We start from the raw sequence: 23415 nt of genomic DNA, 5'->3' as shown, positions 1-23415 counted from the left end.
GTCATTTACAAACCAATGACCATTTCATTCTGCGTGATCCCGCCAGCTCTGAAATACGCAAGCATAAAGTCAATCAGGGTCGCGCCCACGCCGCCGCTAACGAAGCCATATCCGGCGTTTGTTCCCGGCACCCCTGCTGCCGGAGGGATTAGCGTGCGGAACGTCAGAACGAGCAGGATCCCAAGAATCTGGGGAAGAATTGATGTCATCGCCCAAACTGTCGCAGACGAAGCAAGACCACCAAAAGCCAGCAACTTCTTCATAATCTATCCTCCATTAGTTTTGATGTTGACAACTCCAAAATCCGCCCCTAATATACCCAAAACTTGTTATATGGTCAAGAGAAACTTTGAAATGTGTAGGAGGGTTCATCTGTCATGAAACGTTCTGTGAAAGTACTGACCAACGCATTTTTACTCACGAGTTGTTTGCTGCCAATGATGACTCTTAGGCCACAAGCTCAAGCTGGCGCGACCGTGTCAACCGTCGTTGGCGGAAGCGTGGGTGATGGGCGACTCGCGACGCGGGCATTGGTCAATCGTCCAACCGATGTGGTTGCTGATCGTGACGGCAATATCTATTTCACCGAAGAGTTTTACGAGCGGGTCCGCCGCATTGATGTCCGAACCGGCGTCATCACTACTGTGGCCGGCAATGGGGTGTCTGGCTATAGCGGCGACGGCGGCCCGGCGACAGCGGCCAGTTTGAATCGGCCTCAAGGTCTTGCGTTGGACGCTTCAGGAAATCTCTACATTGCTGACTTCGGAAACCATCGGGTTCGCCGGGTTGACGCGCGCACAGGAATCATCAGCACGGTCGCCGGCAACGGCACGCCGCCGCAAAATTCGAGGTCTCCAGCCGGTGATGGTGGTCCGGCGACGATGGCCAACTTGAACAACCCAGTTGGTCTGGCGTTCGACGCGGCGGGTAATCTCTATATCGGTGATTTCAACAATTTTCGCGTGCGCCGTGTTAGCGCAATGACAGGTGTCATTAGCACATTTGCTGGTGATGGCAATCCGAGGAACTTTGATCCGCTCTATGTTGGTCCAGCCACGCGAACGCCGGTCAGTCCGGCCGGCTTGGCCTTTGATGCGATGGGCAATTTGTACATTGCGGATACGCGCGCTCACCTCATTCGTAAGGTTGATCCGTCCGGTGTGCTTTCCACTGTGGCCGGCGACGGATTCAGGGTGCAATGCGATTTGCGAGGGAATCCGTGCACATGTTTGCCCGGTATCGTTGATGCCGGTCGCTTTCAAAATGGTCTGACCACTGTGCCTGACGAGAGTGGGCCTGCGAGGCAGGTGAGCTTGAACTACCCTCAAGATGTGGCGGTTGACGCGGCAGGCATTGTCTACATCGCCGATACACACAACCAACGTATTCGCCGGTTAACTCCGGATGGGACCATCTCCACGCTCGCCGGCGGCGGTGAATGGGCCTTAGTGCCGGGTGTGACCGGTGATTTCGATGGCGATAATCCCAAGGCAGCCAGAGAAGCTCGGTTTCGCCGTCCAACCGGCATTGCTGTTGATCCATCTGGAAACCTATTGATCGCCGACTTTGAGAACGATCGAGTTCGTCGAATTGACACAATGGGAGTAATCACAACTGTGGCTGGCGGTATCAATAGTTTCGGAGATGGCGGCCTGGCTACGGAATCGGGCATCTATGTATGTCAGGCAGTGGCAGCAGATGCTGACGGCAATATCTACGTCGGTGAAGTAGGCACGGGTCGTGTCCGGCGAATTGATGCCAGAGATGGGAGGATCACCACGGTAGCCGGGAACGGAACGTTAGGATTTAGCGGCGATGGTGGCCCGGCTCTACAAGCCAGCATCGGCGGCGTCGCTGGGTTGGCGGTAGATTCTAAGGGGAATATCTACATCTCGGAGTTACTGCCGTACTTTTTTAACGCAAATGATCCAAATTCGTTTGGGCATCGCATCCGCCGCGTTGAGCGGGCGACGGGATTGATTACTACGTATGCCGGCGGGGGCAGCAGCCTTGGCGATAACGGACCGGCCACACAAGCGCTATTGAAGTTCCCCGGCGGGTTGGCGGTTGATGCCGCCGACAACCTTTACATCGCCGATTCGTGCAATCAAAGAATCCGAAAAGTTGACGCACGAACACAGATCATCACCACTGTTGCCGGTAATGGCGCGTCTGACGGACCGACTGATCCGTGCAGCCCCAATGATCCTTGTAAAGGCTCGTTCGCGGGTGATGGCACCGATGCCAGGCAAGCCTCGTTGTGGAGACCGGTGGACGTCGCCGTGGATCGCAGTGGAAACATCATCATTGCCGATAGCAGAAATTTTCGCATTCGGATGGTGGAAGCGGCCACGGGTAGGATCAACACGATCGCCGGCGATGGCACGATAGGCGATAGGGACGAACGGGCCACCCGAGCACGGTTCATCCTGCCGGTGGCGGTGGCTGTTGATGCAGCAGGGAATGTCTACATCGCTGATGGTCAATCGGCGAACAAAATTAAAAAGCTCGATAAAGCGGCAGGCCGAGTGGCGACCATCGTCGGAACCGGCGACATTGGCTTTTGGGGCGATGGCGGCCCGGCGCTGAACGCCAAATTGCGTGGACCGACCGACATTGCCATGCTGCCGGATGGAAGTTTTGTTTTCACCGACACATTTAACCATCGTGTCCGACGCGTCAGGTAACCTGTGACTTGTCAAGAGACAGTCTCTTGGTGAGAGGGGCTGGGCTTGTGAGTCCTTCTCACCTATTTTTTATGTCGCGCGTCATCACCGGCAGCAGCAACAAGGACAGGAAGCTTGTGCTTGAACCCTTCTCATACCAAATGGGGGGAAAAAGATCGCGTTCTTTGTAGGGGCCTCGCTGTGTGGATGCCCGCTGACGTGTGGTGTTTTTGTGTTACGGTGACGCACGTTTGGAGCGACGTTGCTGTGTGGACGCGCGCTGAGTCCGAGCAGCGGCGGCAGCCGCCCGCGCGATGGTAGCGAAGTAGCTGGACAAACGTCCCGTCCCTCCAAATGTCCCAGAACTTTTGTCCACCTACTTGTAGGTATTTTTCTGGGGCAACTCAAGCAGTTTTCCCTAGGCTTTTAGGCAAAGATACAATTGTCCTGAGCCAGCCCCTGTTGAGACAATTTGTATCTGCTTTATCCAACGTTGAGGAGGAGGTAGACATGATAACGAAAAGATCCATGCTGGGTCTCAGCTTATGCCTGATCATGGGGTTGTGTGGCATGTCCGCTATTGGCCAGACACAAGCTCCTGATCAACACATCACGATTAACTTTGAACAGATTGGTCACGGCAACCTCATCGGTGATTTTTATGCTCAGCACGGCGTTTCGTTTCAAACGTTTGATGACGGCGATGGGATAGCGTGGGACGTGCTGCAAGCCGGACATACGTTTCAGAATCCCCCGTCTGGCAACAAAGCGGCGCATCTTTCCTTTGGAGGCCCTCAGCCGTGTGGTCTGAATGCCAGAACCGCGCCAGGCGCCTTGATTTTTTTCAATCCGCCAGTCCGGTCCGTCAGGTTTCTCTATGCTGCTTGCAATGAGGCATCGTTGGAAGCAGTGAGCGCGACTGGGAGGGTGCTTGGCAGGGTCTTAGGCGACGCAACAGATAGCAGCTATCCATTTCGGCACTGGAGAGCGTTGGCGTTTGAAGCATCGGATGATCTGATTGGGCGCATCTTTGTTAGTGGCATCGCTCTGATGGACGATTTGCAGTTTTCGCGCAGTAGTACCTCCAACTGTCCTCCCTATGCTCTTCAGGCGAATTTCAATGAGTATCCCATTCATGCCGGTCGGTTCATCTGGTTCAACAGCGCGGTGAGGGTGAGCGGGCTAGGCGCGAGGCCGATGAGACTCCTACTCGACGATGCAACGGTCCAGTTTAAGGCTAATGGCACGACTTACATTGTACCTGTTCCGAAGGCTCAGATTACTTTTTCGCCGACGGTCAGCGTGGCCACGACCGAGTTTGATCTGGAGAGCAACACCTGGATCACCCAGGTGCCGTCAGGCATCAGTGGAGATGTTTTCCTGGCTGGGGTGACATTTCCTGTTCGTAGTCCTTTGCCGGCTCAAATTCCATTGGTGACTTGGAAGGGCCGTATCTTGACCGACACGCCGGAGGTCACCGTCCAATGGAAGTGGGCTGCTGCTGTGTATACGCAATTCAGCACCTTCTATCCTGATCTTGGCGTTAAGCCGGTAGACGATGCTCAGGCCAGTCAGTACCAGAACGCGCATCCGGCCGGTTCACCGGAAAACTTTATCGGGCAGGTGACAGGTGGAGCGCTCGGTCGCGGATTCACGGACTACACAGGTTCCTATCGAATATCGAGACCCTTCACGCCGTGCCTGCTACCATAGGGCGGCTTGTCAGTGAGCTCATCTTGGACGCGCCCACTGGCTTGGCCGAATCAGCCCACCGAAGGCGGGCGCTGCCAGGGGAAAGTCGCTAGAGCGATTTTAGTTGCCTTTGGCTTAGCGGTCCTACATCTTGTGGGCTCATTACGCTGGAAGCGTACGCCCCAGGACTCGTTCGCAAACCGATCTAGCGAGGGCACTCCCTACTGATATTCCTCGCTCTCGATACGCCCATCGCGCAATCGAATGATGCGACGGGCATGCTTGGCAATGTCTGGCTCGTGCGTGACGAGGATGATCGTGTTGCCTTGTTCATTCAATCGGTCGAACAAGGCCATGATCTCCATACCGGTTTTGGTATCGAGCGCGCCGGTCGGTTCATCGGCCAGCAGAATGGACGGATTGTTGACCAACGCTCGTGCAATCGCCACACGTTGTCGCTGGCCGCCGGAGAGTTCATTGGGTTTGTGATGCATGCGATCGGCCAGATCAACCGCTTCCAACGCCTGCTTAGCTCGCTCGATGCGCTCGTGGGCAGGAACGCCGGCATAGATCAGTGGCAGCTCAACGTTGTGCAGTGCTGTCGCGCGTGGTAACAGATTGAAGAGTTGAAAAACGAACCCGATCTCCTGATTACGGATATAAGCGAGCTCGTCGTCATCCATTTCGCTGACCAGTTTTCCTTTGAGCCAGTATTGGCCTTGCGTCGGTGTATCCAGGCAACCGATCAAGTTCATCATCGTTGATTTGCCTGAGCCGGAAGGGCCAATGATGGCGACGTACTCGCCTGGACTGATACTGAGATTGATGCCGCGCAAGGCGTGGACCTGCTCCTCACCCATCGGGTACGTGCGCCAGATGTTAATCATGCGGATGAGCGTCTCGGCCGGCGCCGCTGTGACAACGCGGTGTGGCACTTCAGGTCGAGTGAGCGTGGGCGTAGCGAGTGATTCAGCCATGATATTTCCCCGTGATTAAGATTTGGTTGGGCCGGAGGTCGTGCTCTTTTCTTTCTTCACCACGGCGCCATCTTTGAGGTTGCGCAGTTCGCGGTATGGCCCGACCACAATCTCTTCACCGACCTTTAATCCTTCGATGATTTCAATATCGGTTTCTCCGATGATGCCGGTGATGACAGGGCGGAAGCGCACTTTGTTGTTTTCCACGACGAAGACGCCTTGCACTTCTTGTTTAGTGCCTGTTTGATCGGAGGTGGCTGCGTCCGGTCGCTCGCGTTGCACAATCGCTTGCAGCGGGATGGCAATCACGTTTTGCCGCGAATCGGTGGTGATGGTGGCTGTGGCAGACATGCCGGGTTTGAGGCGGCTGCGCACATCCTCCGTCAAATTGGTCAAGCTGATGACGACTTTGAAATCCTTCGCTTCCTGCGATGTTCTGGCCAATGCTTCCATACTGCCGCTTTGACTGGTTGGGGCTTGGCCGACCTCTTTAACGATCCCATCCAGTTGGGTGTCGCCGAGCGCGTCCACTTTAATTTTGGCCGGTTGGTTCGGTCGCACGCTCGTGACGTCGGTTTCGTCCACTTGGACTTCGACGTTGATCTGAGACATATCCGCAATCGTCAGCAGCGGCGTGGTATTAAACGTTGTCAGCGCGTATTGTCCAACTTTGATCGGCAAGCTGGCGATCACGCCATCAATAGGAGCGCGTTGTTCGGTTTTGGCGAATTGATCGGCTGCCCCTTGCAATCGCGCGCGAGCTTGAGCAATGCGGGCTTCGGCTGAACTGATTGCCGTCTTGGCCACGTCAATACGGATTTTGGCGTCACGCAATTGCGCCTCCAGTTGATCAATTCTGGATTGTTGCGCGCGGACCACTGCTTGAGCCGCTTCATAACGGAATTTCGCTGCATCAAATTGCGCTTTGGAGAAGATTTCCTGTTCGACCAATCTTTGCGCTCGCTCGAACTCTTCCTTGGCAAGGGCGGCGTCGGATTTAGCTCGTTCCAAATCGTACCGGGCGGCTGCCAACGATGCTTCAACGCTGGAGACATTGTTACGCGCCGCGATCAATTGTACCTCGGCGTTTTCTTTATCTGATTGAGCGACGCGCAAGGTGGCTTTGTCACCTTCAAAGCTCGCTTCCAGTTGCGTTGAATCAATTTTCAGCAACGGCTGGCCTTTTTTGACGACGTCACCTTCGCGGACGTAAATCTCCAGCACGCGTCCGGCTACCTCGGATGTGAGCTGGTAGAAGTTGAGCGGGCGAATCTCGCCATTCGCCGTGACCTTGGCTTCCAGCAACGGACGCTGCTTGACTGGCTCCACTTGGACCGTCGGGACATCTTGCCGGTTACGGGTCACGCTGAAGGCCACTACGGCAGCTAAGATGACGACCAGGACGCCAAAAATGATGAATTTTCTTTTACGTGTTACTGCCATATTTCACCAATTGTCACACTTTGGATTCAATCACTGCGATGATACGCTATGAGAAATTCTTTTGTTTCAGCAAGTCAGTAGAATAACTCCAACCTCAAGAGGTGTCAAATAGGCTCAGGGCCACGGCATTTCCCCGTAGAATTGGAACGGGCGGGAAATCAGGTCAGAGGGAATCGCCCATGCGCAACAGCACGCCACGAACAATGGGAAATAAGCACAGATTGACTGATTGACTGATTGAAGAATCTGTTCTTCAGTTAATCTGCGCCTGCTTTTATTTCCAGAGGAGTTGTTCATGTCGTCCGGGACGACGCCCAGACACGATGAAAAACGCGACAGGCGGGAACGCCTGCGCCACTTTTTCTGAGGATTCAGAGATTTTGCGCTTGGATAAACTCTAGCCCGGATTTCTCAAGGCTAGTGGTTGAGCGAGTCAGAGATGCTGAAAAACGAGGCGAGTGCCTGATGAGGACCCGTGGCGGGGGGAGGAAAGGACAACCAGCCGTGTGAGAAGGTCATCAGGGCTTTCAAGAGGATCATGGATTCATCCTGAATTCTTACTATGTTTGCCATCTCCTATACAGTTTTCTCCTCCCACAACAACTTGATGGCTAACAGATGCTCGTGGACCCGTTTGTCTTTCTCCTGCTTGAGACACTCTTCCAGCTCCCGGACGTTCGCTTCCTGACTCTATTTCATCCGTCTCATTCTTCTTCCCCTCCGCCCTTTATTTTACTCCCCCTATCTTGTGCAAAAAGTCACGTAAAACAGTATAAGACAACGTCTCTCGATCAAATCATAAACGCACATTGAGGCTGGCAGAATTTTATGACCGCGTCTTATTTCCCCAAGAGCCGGCCGGAAGGCTTAATCAAGAATGATTGCTGCCATCCCGGTGCCCGACGGAACCCCAGTACCTTATAGCCAGGATGGTAATATCGTCTGTTTGAGGTGCGCCGGCAGAAAAATTCTTCACCTCACCAACAACGCCCTGGATCATCTCTGGCAAGGAAGAGTCACTGATCCGTTGCAGGAACTCGGTCAAGCGGTGCTCGGAGAAAAAATTTTGGTCAGCATCCCTGGCCTCGGTCACTCCATCGGTGTAGAGAAAAAGCCCGTCACCGGGCTGGAGAACGATTCGCCCGACCTGATACTCATTGTCCTCAATCACACCCAATACCATGCCGCCTTTATATTCCACGGGGGCGATGCGGACCCCTAAGAGATAGGGAGGAGAGTGGCCGGCAATACTATACTCCACTTCTCCGGTAGGAGTTCGGAGAATCCCATAAAACAGCGTGACGAACAGCCCTGAATCACTTTCGCGACAAAGCAGACGATTGACGTGGCGCAAACACTCACCTGCTGGCACGCCCGTTAACGCCGTCGCCTTCAGTAACGCGCGACTCATCGCCATGAAGATGGCCGCTGGCACACCCTTGCCTGAAACGTCAGCGATGACAAATCCGATTCTCTCCTCATCAATGAGGAAGAAATCATAGAAATCACCACCCACCTGTCTGGCCGGGACCATCTGAGCGTAGATTTCCACTTCTTGCCGATGAGGAAAGGGCGGGAACGTCCGGGGGAGAATGGATTGCTGGATGCTCGTGGCCACGCTCAATTCTTTCTGGAGGGTCAGCAGTTGGTCGCGCGCTTGCACCGCCTGCTTCAGCACCGCTAATTCGTGCAGCGTTTTGTCAATCGTGATGTCCAAATCCTGAAAATCAATCGGCTTGGTGAGAAAGTCAAACGCCCCGCGGTTCATCGCCGTCCGGATATTTTCCATATCGCCATAAGCGGATACGATAACGGCTTTGAGCAAGACATCGAGTTCCGAGAGTTTCTCAAGCAGGGTGAGGCCATCCATTTCGGGCATATTGATATCCGTCAACACGATGTCGATCCCGGAATGTTCCCGCAGCTTTTCCAGCGCCTCGACGCCATTGTAAGCAAAAATAAACTGGAATTCCTGGGTTTGGATCTTTTTTCTAAATCGCTGGCGGATCAACGCCTCCAAATCGGGCTCATCATCCACCACCAAAATTTTGACTGACATATCTCTCTCCTTACTGAGCCTTTCCATATAAGTTTGCGATTTTGTTCTTCAGCTCATCAAAGTCAATGGGTTTGGTAATGTAGTCGTCCGCACCATACGCCATCGCCTGCTGGTAATTGTTCTCATCCCCATAGGCGGTGATCATATAGATCGTTAAGTGAGCGAATCGTGCTTTGATTCGCTTTAGCAGCTCCAGTCCGCTCATCCCCGGCATATTAATGTCGGCGAGAATCAGCACCAGATCCACGCCGCCCTGATCCTGCACGTAGTCCAGCGCCGCTTCTCCAGAAAAGGCAAAGTGAAAGTCAAGCACTCCCGCTTTTCGCTCTTTCCTAAACTTTTGCTCAAACAGAGGCTGAACATCCGGCTCGTCGTCTACCACCAGGATTGTCATGATTGGTCTCCCTTATCCTCGTTCACATTTTTCGGCAAGATGATAATGAACTCCGTAAACTCTCCTTCCTGCGTTTCCACCATGATCTCTCCCTGATGGACCTGAACGACCAGTTCGTGGCTGATGGACAAGCCCAGGCCAGTTCCCTGACCGGCGGGCTTGGTGGTGAAGAAGGGATTGAAGATTTTATCCCTGATCGCCGGTGGAATCCCATTGCCGTTGTCCCGAATGCGAATCTCTATCTCCTCGCCGTGATGCTCGGTACGCACCCACAGCCTGGGGGAGAAGCTGTCGCCCATCTGCTTGCTTTTCTCCTGCGCCGCATAGCAGGCGTTGTTGAGGATATTGAGAAAGGCGCGGCTGATGTCTTGAGGCGCCACTTCGATTTTGCCAACGGAATCGTCATAGGTCTTTTCGATCGTGATATCGAAGGACGCATCGCGGGCGCGCAGGCCGTGGTAGGTCAGGTTCACGGCTTCGTCCAACAGATGATTGATGTCAGTCATCTCGCGCTGGCCGGATTTGCCGCGCGAGTGCTGCAACATGCTGTACACGATGCTGTCGGCGCGCTGGCCATGCTCGGTGATCTTCGCCGCGTTCTGGTGCAGGGTCTTCAGGATCTCTTCAATCTCACCAGCGATGTCGGCGACCTTCTTATCCTTGTGTGCGTCCAGTTCTTCCCGCAGTTCATCCACCATCTCCACCGACAGCGCAGCAAAGTTGTTGATGAAGTTCAGCGGGTTCTTGATCTCGTGGGCGATGCCGGCGGTGAGCTGGCCGAGCGACGCCAGTTTTTCCTGAACAATCAACTGTGCTTGCGTTTTGACAATTTCCCGGTTTTTCTCCTCCAGCGTTTTCAACGTGTTGGCTTTGGCAATGGCCGAAATCGCATGCTCCCGCAAGCGGTTTAACCGTCGGGCGTCCGACCGGTCGAAGGCCTCCAGATCCGTCAAGTTGTCGAACACCAAATAGCCCTCCAGCGTGCCGCCCCACTCCACCGCCATAATCAACATCGCGGCCGCCCTCGGCTGGGCGCTTATTTTCTCCTCCCCCGCGAGGTCTTTCACATGCTGCAAGATGTACACCCCCGGTTCCACTTCTTCTGATTCGGTGGTATAGCGGCCGACCATTTCCTCCGGCGTAAAAGAAATATCTTTGAGCTGTTCGAGATCATAGCCGACGGTGGCGGCGAATTTGAAGCATTTCCCTTGGTGGTCGAAAATGAGCACCGTCGCACGCTCGGCGTGGGGCACCAGCTTCAGTCCCTGCTCCAGTAACGCCTGAAAGAGACTCTCCAAATCCACAGTCCGGTTGATCACTTTGACAATCCGGTCAATCGTCTCCAGTTCCGCGGCCTGCTGGCGGATCAACTCGGCTTCGCGCCGTTGCGCTCGGTCCCGCTCTCGCTTAATCACGCGTCGCCGCTGGATTCGATCTACAGCCGCGCCACCGACAATCAACAGCAGCGCATAGATCATATACGCCCAACCTGTCCGCCACCACGGCGGCGTAATCGTAACGTTGATCGCCACGCCTTCGTCATTCCAAACGCCATCGTTGTTCGAGGCTTTGACCCGGAATACATATTCGCCGGGATCGAGATTGGTATACGTCGCCGTGCGGTTCGTTCCCGCCGGCTGCCAGTCTTTATCAAAGCCGTCCATCTTGTACGCGTACTGATTCTTGGACGGCTCCGTGAAATCCAACGCGGCGAACTCAAAGGAAAAAACTTTATGCTCATAAGACAGCGTGATCTCGCCGGTTTCGGTGATCGGTTTCTTCAGTGGCGAATCGGGATCCTTGAACGAGACGGATTGGTTGAAGATTTGAAAATCCGTGATGACCACCGGTGGCGCGTGCGGGTTGTCTCTGACATCCTCGGGATAGAACGCATTGAAGCCGCTGATGCCGCCGAAGAACAACTCGCCACTAGCGCTTTTGAAAGAGGCGCAGGAGTTGAATTCGTTGTCTTGCAAGCCGTCTTTGATGTCGAAGTTTTTGAACCGGCGCGTGCGCGGATTGAATCTGGCTAGCCCCTGGTTAGTGCTCATCCAGAGATTGCCCTCTCCGTCGCTCAGAATCGCATAGACGACGTTATTGGGCAACCCGTCTTTTTCGGTGAAGTGCGTGAACGTTTCGGTCTCCTTATCGAAGCGATTGAGTCCGCCGCCGGCAGTGCCGACCCAGAGAATTTTATCCGGCTCCAGCGGGTCTTCCGCAATTGCGCGCACCACGTTGTGGCTTAGGCTGGAGGGATTGTTCGGGTTGTTGCGGTAGCGTTTGAAGCCAGCGGTTGGCGGGTCAAAGCGCAGCAGCCCGTCCTCAGCGCCGAGCCAGAAGATGCCGTTCCGATCCTGGTGGATGAACGTATAGGGGTCTCCGGGAATCGTGTCCGGATCCCTCGCGTCGTAGAGGTAGCTAACGAAATGTCCTATGGCGCGGTCAAGACGGCTCAGTGCGTTAGCCGTCGCAATCCAAATCTCACCAGACCTGTCTTCAATAACTTTATAAACATCATCACGACCGGAACCTCTGGGCACATCTGGATCGGGCTTAAACCGGGAAATCTGTCCGGGCTTTCCATCGCGCCAATCCACCTGGAATAACCCCTCCGAACTGCCAATCCATAATGCGCCGGTTCTGTCTTGTAACATCGAGAACACCAATTCCAAGGGCGGGACATTCGGTTGAGCCACCTGAAACGGTGTCACTTCACCGGTGACGCGATTCATCCGCAGTAGTTGCAGGTTTGCTGTGCCAATCCACAGCGTACCGTCGCGCGTCTGGCACAATGACCTGATGCTTGTGCCGCGCCAGAGCGAGAGCTTTGCGCCCTCCCTATGGCGATGAGTGAAGCGCTGAGCTTTGGGATCATAGCGGAACAATCCATTGCCGTTCGAGCCAAACCATAGCACGCCGCCGCTGTCTTCACAAATTGAATAGATACCGCTCTCAGCAATGCTGTGCGGATTGCCCGGCTCGTAACGGAAAGCGGCAATCGTATCCATGCCCGGATCAAACCGCGCCAGTCCCCAGGTCGATCCGATCCAGATGGTTCCGGCGCGGTCTTCCATCATCCCTCGGACGGCCTGCCAAAAGTTGTCCTCCGGCTTCCAGGACGTTCCCGATATCGCGCTGAAATCAATCTGGTGGTGAGTGAACTTCTCGGCGATGGCATCCCACTCAATCAAGGCTGATCCCACCCCGATCCAGACCCGGCCATTTCGTCCCCGGCAGATGAACTTTCTGTATTCGTCGCGTTCCAGCCAATCGTTCCACGCCGGATGGCTTCCGTCGCCGCGGAAGCGGGTCACCAAATAACCGCCCTGTGCTGGGGGTAACGTGCCTTTCATCGTCGTAGCCCAGACCGTGCCTCTGCCGTCCTCAACGACTTGTCCGACAAAATCACTGCCCAAGCTGTTCGGATTGTTCGGATCGTGTGTGAAGCGTGTGAACCGTGCGCCCTCTAACGGGTTCGCGCCGGACGATGCCGCCGATGCTTTTCCACCAGCCGGGGGGCGCAGCACCAACTTGTTGAGGCCGCCGCCCAAGGTGCCGATCCAGATTGCTCCCTCCCGGTCTTCGGCGATGGCGCCGACGCTCGGATGGCTCAGGCTGTTGGGATTGTTCGGATCGGGCAGGAGGCGATAAAAAACTTCTTTGCTGCGGTCGAACAGATTCAGCCCGTTCTGCGTGCCAACCCACATCCTTCCAGTTTGGTCTTCATGCAAGGCGCTGATGGCACTATCCGAGAGCGACGTCGGTTCATACGGGTCGTGCTGATAGACAGTGAATTTGTAGCCATCAAAGCGATTCAATCCGTCTTTGGTGCCAAACCACAGGAAGCCTTGGCGGTCTTGCAGAATGCACGTGATCAGATTTTGTGAAAGCCCCATCTCGCTGGGAATGCGGTCGAATTGGATGCGCGCCTCTTGTCCGTTGCCCGTCGTCCGTCGTCCGTCGTCCAAGAGCGGTCGTTTCTGACCACTGACCACTGACCACTGACCACTGATCAAGCACGCGCTGATGAGCATGAGCCACATGAGGTTTCTTTTCATCGGTTACACTCCCTGCTTCCCATCCTTGGGCAAAAGGATGATGAACTCCGTAAAACTGCCTTCCTCCGACTCCACGCGAATCTCACCGCCATGCTCCTGTACGATGATGTCATAACTGATGGCCAACCCCAACCCGGTGCCTTCCCCGGACGGTTTGGTGGTGAAGAAAGGGTGGAAAATTTTATTTCGAATGTGCGGCGGTATGCCGGGACCGTTGTCGCGGATGCGAATCTCTATTCTGTCTCCCAGGTTTTTGGTGCGCACCGACAGTACCGGCGAGTAACTGTTCCCCACCTGTTTTTTCTTCTCGTGGGTGGCATAGCAGGCATTGTTGACCAGGTTGAGAAAGACGCGGCTCAAATCCTGCCGCACCACTTCAACCTGCCCAATCGAAGGGTCGTACTCCTTTTCGATTTTGATATTAAACGTCGAGTCCGTGCCGCGCATGCCGTGATAAGCCAGGCCCACGTATTCGTCGAGGATGGCGTTAATGTCCGCCGGCTGCCGCTCGCCAGCCTCGCCGCGAGAGTGTAGGAGCATGCCCTTCACGATGCTGTCAGCGCGTTGGCCGTGCTCGTTGATCTTGGCGATGTTTTCTTCCAGCAGGCACAGAACCTCTTGGAGATCGGCGGTCGTTTCGGCGTCCGCTTGTTCATTGAGCTTGTCCAGACCTTCCCGCAGTTCTTGCAGCAAGTCGCGTGATAGCGTGGCAAAATTGGTGACGAAATTCAACGGGTTCTTGATCTCATGAGCGATGCCAGCGGTCAACGTGCCCAGCGAGGCGAGTCTGTCCTGCATAATCAGTTGTTCCTGCGCTTTGTGAATCTCTTGCGTCCGCTCCTGCACGATTTTTTCCAGCGCTTGCCGCGATTGTTCCAGGTGCCGCGTGCGGAGTTTGATGAATCCAAACACCAGGAAGAGAGCCAGCGCCACATAAGACAGATACGCCCACCACGTTCGCCACAGCGGCGGCGTGATGCTGATTTTGATGGCTATGCCTTTTTCGTTCCAGACCCCATCATTATTGGAGCCTTTGACGCGGAACACATAGTCGCCCGGATCCAGATTGGTGTAGGTAGCAAAACGTCGGCTGCCGGAATACGTCCACGCCTCATCAAAGCCGTCCATCTTGTAGGCGTACTGATTCTTCTCCGGAACCGAGTAGTCGAGTGCGGCAAACTCAAAGGAGAAAACACTGGCTTTGTAGGACAGCGCGATTTCATTGGTGATAGTAATGTGTTTGGGCAGCGAGAACCGGCTCTTCGTTCCAGCCGCCGCCAGCGGCACTGACTCATTGAAGATTTGAAAATCAGTCACGACAATGGGTGGGACATGCGGATTATCTTTGATCCTGTCAGGATGAAAGAGATTCAAGCCATTGACGCCGCCGAGATACATTCGTCCACTCCGACCTTTGAAGACCGCGCCGAAATAAAACTGATTGCTTTGCAGGCCGTCTGTGACATCATAGTTTTTGAAGCGATTCGTCGCCGGGTTGAACTGGGACAGCCCTTTATTAGTGCTCATCCAAAGATGGCCGGCCTGATCTTCCAAGATCCCGTAGATGACATTGTTGGGCAGACCGTCTGATTCGCGGTAGGAGGTGAAGCGTCCGGTGTTCGGATCGAATCGGCTCAAGCCCTCAAACGTTCCAATCCAGAGCGTGCCGTCTGTGCTTTCATAAATGGAGTGGACGCGATCGCTGATCAAACTATTCGGGTTGTCCCGCGCATGACGGTAGCCGACCACGTCATACGCCGCTGACTTCCGGCTCCCGACTAGTTTATAGAGTCCTGCGCCGTCGGTTCCGACCCACAGGGTTTTCGTCTTAGGGGATTCATAGACGGTCCGGATTGAATCATGATTGGGGTCGTCACGTTTTTTATTGTCATAAGGAACATAAGTGAATGTTGACGATGTTCTGTCCAACCGATTCAACCCCCCGTCGTCGGTGCCAATCCAGAGCACGCCCGGCTGGGTCGGCGAGGCGCAGAGCGATAGGATGCGGTTGCTGGTCAGGCTATCGGGGTTCCTGGAATCGTGTTGATAAAGGGCAAAGGATTTTGTTTTGGTGTCCAGCCGGTTCAGCCCTTTGTCAAAAGTGCCAATCCATAAGATCCCTGGCTCATCCGGCGCTTCATACACCACCGTCACATAGTTATCGCTCAAACCCTGGGCGTTCTTGTCTTGGTGTTGAAAAGACTCGAAGGTGGCCGAGCCCGCGTCATCCCAACCGATGCGGGTGAGCCCGCCAGCCTGGGTACCCACCCAGAGCGAACCGGCATGATCTTCACACACGGCAGTGACGTAATTGTGAGGCAAACTGTGGGGATTATTCGGCTCGTGACGATACGCGGCAAATTTCGGTTTGACCAGTTTATTGAGCCCGCCGCCCCAGGTAGCCACCCAAAGCACGCCGGCCCGGTCTTCATAGATGTGTCTTACGATATTATTGCTCAAGCTGTGGGGATCGCCCGGATCGTTCTGATAATGGATGAATGTTTCCGTCGCTCGATCAAACCGGTTCAGCCCGCCACCATACGTGCCAATCCACAGATGGCCGGCGCTATCTTCAAAGATGGGCCGGATGGCATTGTGGCTCAAGCTCTGCGGGTTCGTCGGATCATGCTTGAACGGCGTGAATGTTTCTGTGTTCCGCTCAAACCGGTTGAGCCCGCCATCACTGGTTCCCACCCAGAGCGCCCCGGATCGGTCTTCATAGATTGAGGTCACGTAGCTATGACTCAAGCTCCAAGGATTCTTGGGGTCAGGCTGGTAGTTGATGAACTTCACCCCTGGCGAATTCCTCGCCTTTTCTTTTTCCTCTCGATTCAATCGGGATAAACCACCGATGGTTCCCAACCATAACGCACCCGTTCGGTCTTCGCACATGGACCAGATCAAATCATGACTCAAGCTGGTGGGATCGTTGGGATCATGACGATAGCGAGTGAATGTTTCTTTGTGTGTATCAAACCGATTCAAGCCCCCGCCATACGTGGCAATCCAGAGGATGCCCGGCTCATCAGGAGATTCATGGATGGCCCGGACACGATCATCGCTTAAACTGTTCGGGTTTTGCGGATCGTGTTGATAGTGGGCGAAGGTTTGGGTGGCCCGGTCGAACTTATTGAGCCCGCCGCCATAGGTGCCCACCCACAACGTCCCGGCCTGATCTTCATAGAGCGCCCAGATGGTATTATGGCTCACAGTGCCGGGACCTTGATGCCGAAAGATAGTGAATTCGTAGCCGTCGAACCGGTTGAGCCCATCCTCGGTGGCAAACCATAAGAACCCTTGATGGTCCTGGAGAATATCCCAGACGAAGGCATTGGAAAGCCCGTCTTCAACGGACAGGCGCTCAACTCGGAAATCCGAAGCACGGATATCGAAATCCGAAACATCCGGATTTTGGGTTTCGCTATCGTTTCGGATTTCGGATTTCGGATTTGGGAGTTCCCCCGCCGGGTGGTTCAGGGCTAATACCGCTATCGCCAGAGCAAGACCGATAAGCCACATTGAGCCGGAGAAGAATTTTTTCACAATCGAGTCTGTGCGTGTCATTATTTGCCGACCGAGTCTTCACCACGTAACCATGAATGCCGCGCTCATTATAACTGGTTTCATCGGAATGAGCCAACGACATCAAACGGTTTGCAGCAATTCCCGGTAGGGCTGGAACGCGCGAAAAATCGGCTCAGATGCAGTCACAGTTGTGCGCTTGGATTGACTCTAGGGCTTATGCAACAACTCTGGGAGCATGACCCTCGAAGGAATGATTCGCCGACTGTCAGACGCATTCGCCCTTATTCCTGACTCGCGGACTCCAGAACCCGAGTTGATTGCCTGTTACACGACACGTTGATGAGCAGGCTTGACTTGATTTTCTTGCAGAGGCAACCTGCTGCCGTTTCAGCGGGTCATGGGGCCGCAAGCGGAAGCGATGTAATCTGGAGACGATCTTCCGGGTCTAGGCGGTGCCCCAGATGCAGGAGATTTTGGACGGGGTGCCGGTGGAGCGTTGTGTCGGTTCCGGCCGGAGCTGTTTGAAGAGGCGCGACGGGCGCGCCTGGGCTTATCGGTTCAAGATTCATGTGCCAGCGGACAACAGCGGGGAATGACTACACGGTGGTGTTGGAAGGTACCCAGTACATTCACTCGGCCAGATCGAATGTTCTGGCTGTTTGCGGCGGAACGATGCCCACCGCAACAGTGCATTACAGCCACCAGGTGGTGGGCGACGCTGGTGCGGGCCGGCTCACATCGGGTGTTTCCCAGCGATGTGAAAGAGGTACACAACACCGACGGCGAGAGCAAACGGGACTGTGAGATCAATGCGGAGAAGCGGCTGATTGAGCAGCTTCGGCGGGAGCACCGGTAGATAAAAGCAGTCGCCGGTGGCTATGAGTTGTATGCCCATGAACCGTTCGTGCAGCAATTGAAGCAGAGCTGATTGCCGTTCGTACTGGTAGCCAAGATTGACTCGTACCAGCACCTGTTTGAATGGTTGGAGATGGTGAAGCGGGCCGGGGCGGCTGCGCTCGGTGCCCGGCACGAGGGACCGACCCGCCAGTGCGTTGCACGCAAACCAGCCTGCCAGCGACGATTCTTTCAGTAGCCGATCGTGCGGCACGCGCCGCTCGAGGCGGCACTGACCGCCTGGATGACGCTCGTGCAAGTATGGGAAACGGACAAACAAGGGAAGGTGCCACAATCGCCGAGTGACCGACTAAGTAGGTGGACAAAAGTTCTGGGAGATTTTGGGGGGACGGGACGTTTTGGCGTGCGGTGACGTGTCACCGCTTTCCGGCCAAAGCTGCGACACGTCGCAACACTCCAAAAACGCCACGAACTTTCGTCACGTTACTTAAAGGTGGAATGAGCTGGAGACGCCGTGGCGCGTCGCTACAGCCGCTGGCTTCAAATCGAAGCGGAAGGCTTGGTCAGCGTTGTGCGATTGACCGTGAAGCGGTCTCGCGTCTGACATCAGTACGCGTTAGCCTCCGGGCAGCATGGCACGGTTGTGTGGTTGACCGTGAAGCGGTCTCATCTATGCAGGTCTATGGAGTCGCAGGGAAGCCCGTCGCCTGTGCTTCGGGCGCGAGCCTACCCGCCGGGAATGAGACAATAAGCTCGTTGGGGCGAATCATATTTAGTTCTTCTCGCGCCACTCGTTCGATTGTTGCCGGATTGTGACGCAGCGCCTCGATTTCTTCGCGCAATTGTTGATTTTCTAACTGGAGCTGGTTGGTGATGGCCTCGGCCTGCTCGGTCGCTTGTCGCGCCACGTGCCGTTCATGCACTGTTTGCGCCAGTATGCTGATGCATACCATGAGGGGAATGAGGAAGCATAGCCAGCAACTTGCTTGCTTGAGCCTTTGTGCTTGAGCTAATTGTCCAGCAGCAGTTGCTGTTGAGCGGTTCACCTGCGTTTGAGCGTATTGCCACGTCATCATTCGCATATTCACAAGTCGCCTCCACGTTATTGGTTCACTGGACGAAATACTTTGGTCTGATAGGTCAACCCGAAACTGATGCCACCTCGAGGACTGTGTCTGGTCAGTCCCTTGATTGCCGCAATATCCCAGTGCAGAGCACCTGTATGAAGCTGGAGACCCAGACGCGCTTGGCCTTGCGATTCAGTGCCCAGCGGGGCATTGCCCGAACGTGTATTGGCCCGACCGTTTACCTCGCCGAGCAGGTCTAGCCATTTATTCAAACGATAGGTTCCGGCCAAGCCATACAGGAGCATGTCGTTTTGCGAGAACGGCTCAACCGGCGCGGGAAAGATGCCCAATCCAATGTTGCCGGAAAGATTCAGTCGCCCAACGTGCTTGCCCACCAGCAACGTGGTGAAGTAATTGGTTTGATTGACACCGATGCCGCGCGCCTGATTGGACGTCGGTAAGCCAGCGCCAACCCTGAAGCCGATGGCTGGCGCCCGTCGGGTTTCACGACGCACCAGAAACTTAGCTGAAACAGAAAAGTCACCGACATCATTGGTGCTGTTGACGCGAGGCAAATCCAACGGAATCGCTCCTGGTTCTCGCTCGTTGATACTGAGAAACTGTTGCAGAACGCCTTGAATCTGCAATTCAACATTGGGAGCAAAGCCAAACGTTAAGCCGATCACGCCGATGTTTGTTAGGTCGCCGCGTAGCCCTGATAAAGCAAAACGTTGGTTCTGGAAAAAGTCGAAGCCGATCTCTAACCGTACCGTTCCCGGATCAACAACTTCGACTTCTTCGGTGAGCAGAGGCCGTTGTTGAGCAGCAGCCGAAAGCGGCCAAGCCACGAGCAACGCAATGAGCATCGGCCAAGTTTTGATCCAGTTGATGTGCTTACTCAGCCGCACAGTGCTCGGCATTCTATGAAATAATCAATGGGCTGTCAATCAATAAGTGAGGTGAAGGGAGCGCGTGAGTGGGAAACAGGGTCTGCGGGGCACGGTTGCAGCCAGGTGATGAGCACGGCCCTGGTGGGTTGTTAACGAATCAATGTGCCGGTGCGGCCGGATTGCGCTGCTGTGCTGGGCATACTGATTCGTCCAGTGGGTTGTTAACGAATCAATGTGCCGGTGCGGCTCCACCGTGTGTAGCGAATGATGTTGGTGAAGAAGTCCTTGCCGTTGTATTGAGCCGCGCGTTCGTCATACGACCAGTAAACGATCAACGCGCGGCCAACGATATGTTGGCGGGGAACAGCGCCCCAGTAGCGACTGTCTTGACTGTCGTCACGGTTGTCGCCCATGACGAAATAAGAGTCCTCAGGGATTTTGTATGGTTCACCCACGCCAAACCGGCCGTGATGGAATGCCGAGCGAGACCACTCATCGTCCAGGCCATGTTCCCAGTAAACGGTGTAAGTCGCCTCAGGCGGAGCGGGTTCAGCAGAGATGATTTCCAATTCTGAGCTTTCGGCATCATAGGCGGGTGATTTGACGATCATGCGGCGTTCTGGCAGCTCTTGTCCGTTGATGAAGACGCGCGTTCCTCTAATTTCCACGGTTTCTCCCGGCAGGCCGATGACACGTTTAACGTAGTTGGTCTGGGGGTCTTCGGGGTACTTGAATACAATCACGTCGCTGCGTCGGATGGAGCGCACAGGGAGAATGCGATCCAGCCATGTGTTGGTTGCGCCGAAGATAAATTTATTGACGAGGAAGTGGTCACCAATCAGGATGTTGTTTTCCATGGAGCCGGTGGGCACTTTGACGGCTTGAACGATGAATGTCATGCCGAACAGGGCCATGATTACCGTGACCACCGCCGATTCAAAATACTCACGCAACACAGAGCCGTGAGCTTGTTCTTTCGTGTGCACTGTGGCGCCCGCCTGGGCCGTTTCTGTGGAAGGATGGGTCAATTCGTTCAGTTCTTCTGCCATGTCAACGCTGTCCTCTGCTCACTCAGCTTTTGTTGAGACGGTCTAGTTGCCGCAGGGCCATGCGGGCAGCTCGCTGATGGGCTGCTTTAATCGTGCGCCCGCGCCCGAAGGCGACGATTGAATCATTGGCGGTGAGTCGCACGCGAAAGATGCGGTCGTGCGCCGGCCCGTATTCACCGACAACGGAGTAGACCGGCGGCGCCATGCCTTTGGCCTGCAATCGCTCTTGCAAAGCTGTTTTGTAGTCCATGGATTCCGTTTCATCAGGATCAAGGTGCTCAAACGTCTCGGCAAATTGCGTGCGCAAAAACCGATTGGCCGATTCAATGCCGCCGTCCAAATAAATGGCGGCGATGAGCGCTTCGTAGGCGTCCACAAGCAAGGTTCGCTTGCTGCGGCCACCGGTTTTCTCTTCGCCACGATTGAGTCGAAGGAATTTGCCTAGCTCGATTCGCTGGGCGTGAGCTTGCAAGTTGGTGGCGCTGACCAAATAGGCTTTGAGCTTGGAAAGTTTGCCTTCGGGAAGCTCAGGATAACGCTCGAGCAACCAATCGCTCACCAGAAAGCCAAGCACTGCATCGCCGAGAAACTCCAGCGCCTCGTTGTGAAGAACGGCTGGCGAGGATTTCCCATGACCGTAAGACCGGTGCGTTAACGCTCGTTGGAGCAAAGACCGATTGGAGAACCGGTAACCGATTCGCGCTTCCAGTTCTCCAAGTTTTTCCAGTTCTGCATCCAGCATCGAGGTGACAGCGGCAGCTTGCTTTGCCTCCATGGCTCATCTGAGAGCGTTTTGCCGATCAACTGCTTTATACCATATCTGAAATTTTGCAATGAGACACGTCACATCTCAACTTGACTGAGATGTGACGTGTGACATTCCCCTGAATGCACTATAACGCCCATGAAAACGGCCTAGGGTTGTTCGGTTTTCATTCTTTCAATAAGCGCCGGTAGACCGTCGAGCACCCCTTTGTTGCGATACTTGTAATACCGCTCCAGATGAGACCGAGCGTTTTGCTGTAATGGCGGCACGTTGGCAGAGAGAGCAACCGCTTTGGCATAGATGCGAATCATCTGGTCGGTCAATTGATTGGTTTCCTCGACCAGCCGATCGTTTTCTGCCTCCAATTGATCCAGCCGCGGTGTAAGGCTTTCGCCTTTTTGGGCGAGCTCTTGTCCCTGTTTGCTCAACTCTTCAATGCGGTTTTTTGTTTGTTCAGTTTGGCGAGGTGCTTTACTCAACCGTGTCAATTCGTCATTGATTTGCTTGACTTGTGTTTCGATTTGTTTCAGTTGACCACTCAGGTTGTTGTACTCTTTTTGTGTTTGATCAACGGCGTCGCGCAAATCGGCATACTTGCCTAACCGGCATGCTTCACCCCACAGGTAAAAGGTCACCGGGTCGGTCGGGGCGAGGGCAGCGGCTTTCGCTAAGTGTTCAGCAGCTTGATAGTAGGGCTGACGGTTGACCGCATACTTACCTAACAGCGGTTTCAGTGTAGCCATCTCTTGTGCGCCGACCAACGCTTGCACCTCACTATTGAGCTTGTCCAGTGCGTCAAATTCGCGGTCGAGCAAGCTTGTCAACTTGCCTGTGACGGCCTCGCTGACGCCCTCAGACTTCAACGCGTCGAGCGAGCGGTTGGTCAGCTTGAAGCCTGCATGATTGAAGCTCATCAGCCCAACCGTTTGTTGGAGTACCGCCTGAAATGCATTTTCGTTACCCGTCCAACGCGCTTTGGGCATAGTGGGTGGTGGGCTGTCCGGCTTGATCAGGTTGGAAGCGAGCTCAATATATCGCTTGGTTTGCGTGTCAAAGCTTGTATTCTTGGCTCGCGCCGCGCCGTTTGAAGCGACAATCAGGTTGATCAAGACATCGAAATCGTCTGTCGGTTTCATGGGGAGCGTGGCTTCCGCTTTCTTGAACAGGTCGCCGTAGGCCCTGTCAAATGCCTCGGCATATTTCTCATGGTGTGAGTTCAAGTAGGCATCGCCAGCTTGAAATGCCTTGGCCAAGTCTTGCGTTTGAAGATATGCAAACACCAAATTTCGACGAACCAGAGGAACCAGTGCGCTGCCCGGATATTTGGTGGTGAACTGCTCAAAGAGCTGAATTTTCTTAGCCATGTCCTGTGTCGCGCTGGCGTCATAGAAGTCCTTATACTCTTCGGCCGTCCAAAGTTCGACAGGGCTGTCGGGTTGAGCACTTTGGTAGGGGAACATCGGTTTTGCTGAGGCCCCCCAGTTTGTGGCGGGCATCACGAGCAAAGCCAAGGCTAGCAAGGTGACAATTTGTTTCATCGAGTTGATCCTCCTCGCCTTCATGAAATTGAAAACATGGATTGGGTTTGGTGCATTGCCGCTGAATCGGTTTGTCATTCGTCCATCCAAATGAGCACAAATTGTATGACAAAGATGAGATGAGGGCAAGCAGGAGTTGCTTGGTAATCGTTTCAAATTTTGTGCTTGAAAGAGAGGGATTCCTCTGGCAAGCTGTAATACTTTATGTTTCCTGGAGGAAGCCCAATGCGGCGATATATTATTCCCATTGTAAAGGAAGAAGCGCAAGCGGATCGGCGATGTCCCACCTGTCAGAGAGCGAGCGGGCATATCCATCAGCGAGAGGAGCGAGGGGTGGTGGACATCCGGCTGGGGCGGGTGCTGAAGTGGCGGATGCAGTGTGGGCGGTGTGGGCGGACCTGGACGTGCCAACCGGAGGGGATCAAGGCGCATTCTC

16 protein-coding genes and 1 pseudogene are annotated in these 23415 nt (G+C 54.6%); 3 read left to right on the top strand and 14 right to left on the bottom strand.

The window, feature by feature from the left end:
- Positions 1-5 precede the first annotated feature (5 nt).
- Complete coding sequence (locus tag NZ823_15970; GenBank protein MCS6806623.1) at positions 6-263, bottom strand: hypothetical protein; 258 nt, start codon at positions 261-263, stop codon at positions 6-8.
- 114 nt (positions 264-377) lie between these two features.
- Between NZ823_15970 and NZ823_15965 the strand changes: the two genes are divergently transcribed.
- Together NZ823_15965 and NZ823_15960 are read left to right on the top strand one after the other, a co-directional pair.
- Positions 378-2687: a hypothetical protein gene (locus tag NZ823_15965; GenBank protein MCS6806622.1), complete on the top strand. Its 2310-nt coding sequence runs from the start codon at positions 378-380 to the stop codon at positions 2685-2687.
- A gap of 489 nt (positions 2688-3176) precedes the next feature.
- Complete coding sequence (locus NZ823_15960; GenBank protein ID MCS6806621.1) at positions 3177-4379, top strand: hypothetical protein; 1203 nt, start codon at positions 3177-3179, stop codon at positions 4377-4379.
- Between the two features lie 200 nt (positions 4380-4579).
- Here NZ823_15960 and NZ823_15955 read toward each other — a convergent pair whose 3' ends face one another.
- From NZ823_15955 to NZ823_15895, 13 genes and pseudogenes are all read right to left on the bottom strand, one after another.
- Positions 4580-5245, bottom strand: a complete 666-nt coding sequence (locus NZ823_15955) for an ABC transporter ATP-binding protein (GenBank protein MCS6806620.1) — start codon at positions 5243-5245, stop codon at positions 4580-4582.
- A gap of 105 nt (positions 5246-5350) precedes the next feature.
- On the bottom strand, positions 5351-6778 hold the full coding sequence (locus NZ823_15950; protein MCS6806619.1) for an efflux RND transporter periplasmic adaptor subunit: 1428 nt from the start codon (positions 6776-6778) through the stop codon (positions 5351-5353).
- Positions 6779-7649: 871 nt separating this feature from the next.
- Entirely contained in the window at positions 7650-8837 is a 1188-nt protein-coding gene (locus NZ823_15945) for a SpoIIE family protein phosphatase (protein ID MCS6806618.1), read from the bottom strand.
- A 10-nt stretch (positions 8838-8847) separates the two neighbouring features.
- Complete coding sequence (locus NZ823_15940; GenBank protein ID MCS6806617.1) at positions 8848-9231, bottom strand: response regulator; 384 nt, start codon at positions 9229-9231, stop codon at positions 8848-8850.
- A complete protein-coding gene (locus NZ823_15935; protein MCS6806616.1) occupies positions 9228-13127 on the bottom strand; it encodes an ATP-binding protein in 3900 nt (1299 codons plus the stop codon). The genes NZ823_15940 and NZ823_15935 overlap by 4 nt, the downstream gene beginning before the upstream one ends.
- 165 nt (positions 13128-13292) lie before the next feature.
- Positions 13293-13736, bottom strand: coding sequence for an ATP-binding protein (locus tag NZ823_15930; protein MCS6806615.1), 444 nt, complete (start codon positions 13734-13736; stop codon positions 13293-13295).
- A 75-nt stretch (positions 13737-13811) separates the two neighbouring features.
- Positions 13812-16808: pseudogene (locus NZ823_15925) on the bottom strand (hypothetical protein).
- Between the two features lie 739 nt (positions 16809-17547).
- A complete protein-coding gene (locus NZ823_15920; GenBank protein ID MCS6806614.1) occupies positions 17548-17922 on the bottom strand; it encodes a hypothetical protein in 375 nt (124 codons plus the stop codon).
- Between the two features lie 427 nt (positions 17923-18349).
- Positions 18350-18751 carry a septum formation initiator family protein gene (locus tag NZ823_15915; protein ID MCS6806613.1) on the bottom strand — a complete coding sequence of 134 codons (402 nt, stop codon included), beginning with the start codon at positions 18749-18751 and terminating at the stop codon, positions 18350-18352.
- A gap of 20 nt (positions 18752-18771) precedes the next feature.
- Positions 18772-19656, bottom strand: a complete 885-nt coding sequence (locus NZ823_15910; protein ID MCS6806612.1) for a hypothetical protein — start codon at positions 19654-19656, stop codon at positions 18772-18774.
- A gap of 191 nt (positions 19657-19847) precedes the next feature.
- Positions 19848-20675, bottom strand: coding sequence for a signal peptidase I (gene lepB, locus NZ823_15905; GenBank protein MCS6806611.1), 828 nt, complete (start codon positions 20673-20675; stop codon positions 19848-19850).
- A gap of 22 nt (positions 20676-20697) precedes the next feature.
- Complete coding sequence (gene rnc, locus NZ823_15900; GenBank protein ID MCS6806610.1) at positions 20698-21450, bottom strand: ribonuclease III; 753 nt, start codon at positions 21448-21450, stop codon at positions 20698-20700.
- 140 nt (positions 21451-21590) lie between these two features.
- The gene (locus tag NZ823_15895) at positions 21591-22979 is read right to left on the bottom strand and encodes a hypothetical protein (GenBank protein ID MCS6806609.1); all 1389 of its coding nucleotides are present in this window, start codon (positions 22977-22979) and stop codon (positions 21591-21593) included.
- 225 nt (positions 22980-23204) lie between these two features.
- On the opposite strand from NZ823_15895, the gene NZ823_15890 reads away from it, so the two are divergent.
- Positions 23205-23415 (top strand): hypothetical protein (locus NZ823_15890; GenBank protein MCS6806608.1); only part of this gene is annotated, 211 nt, incomplete at its 3' end.

It is taken from the genome of Blastocatellia bacterium (genome assembly GCA_025054955.1).
In the GTDB taxonomy this organism is placed as follows: domain Bacteria; phylum Acidobacteriota; class Blastocatellia; order HR10; family J050; genus JANWZE01.
The sequence above is the reverse complement of the archived record's forward strand: the minus strand, read 5'-3'. Positions and strand labels throughout refer to the sequence as shown.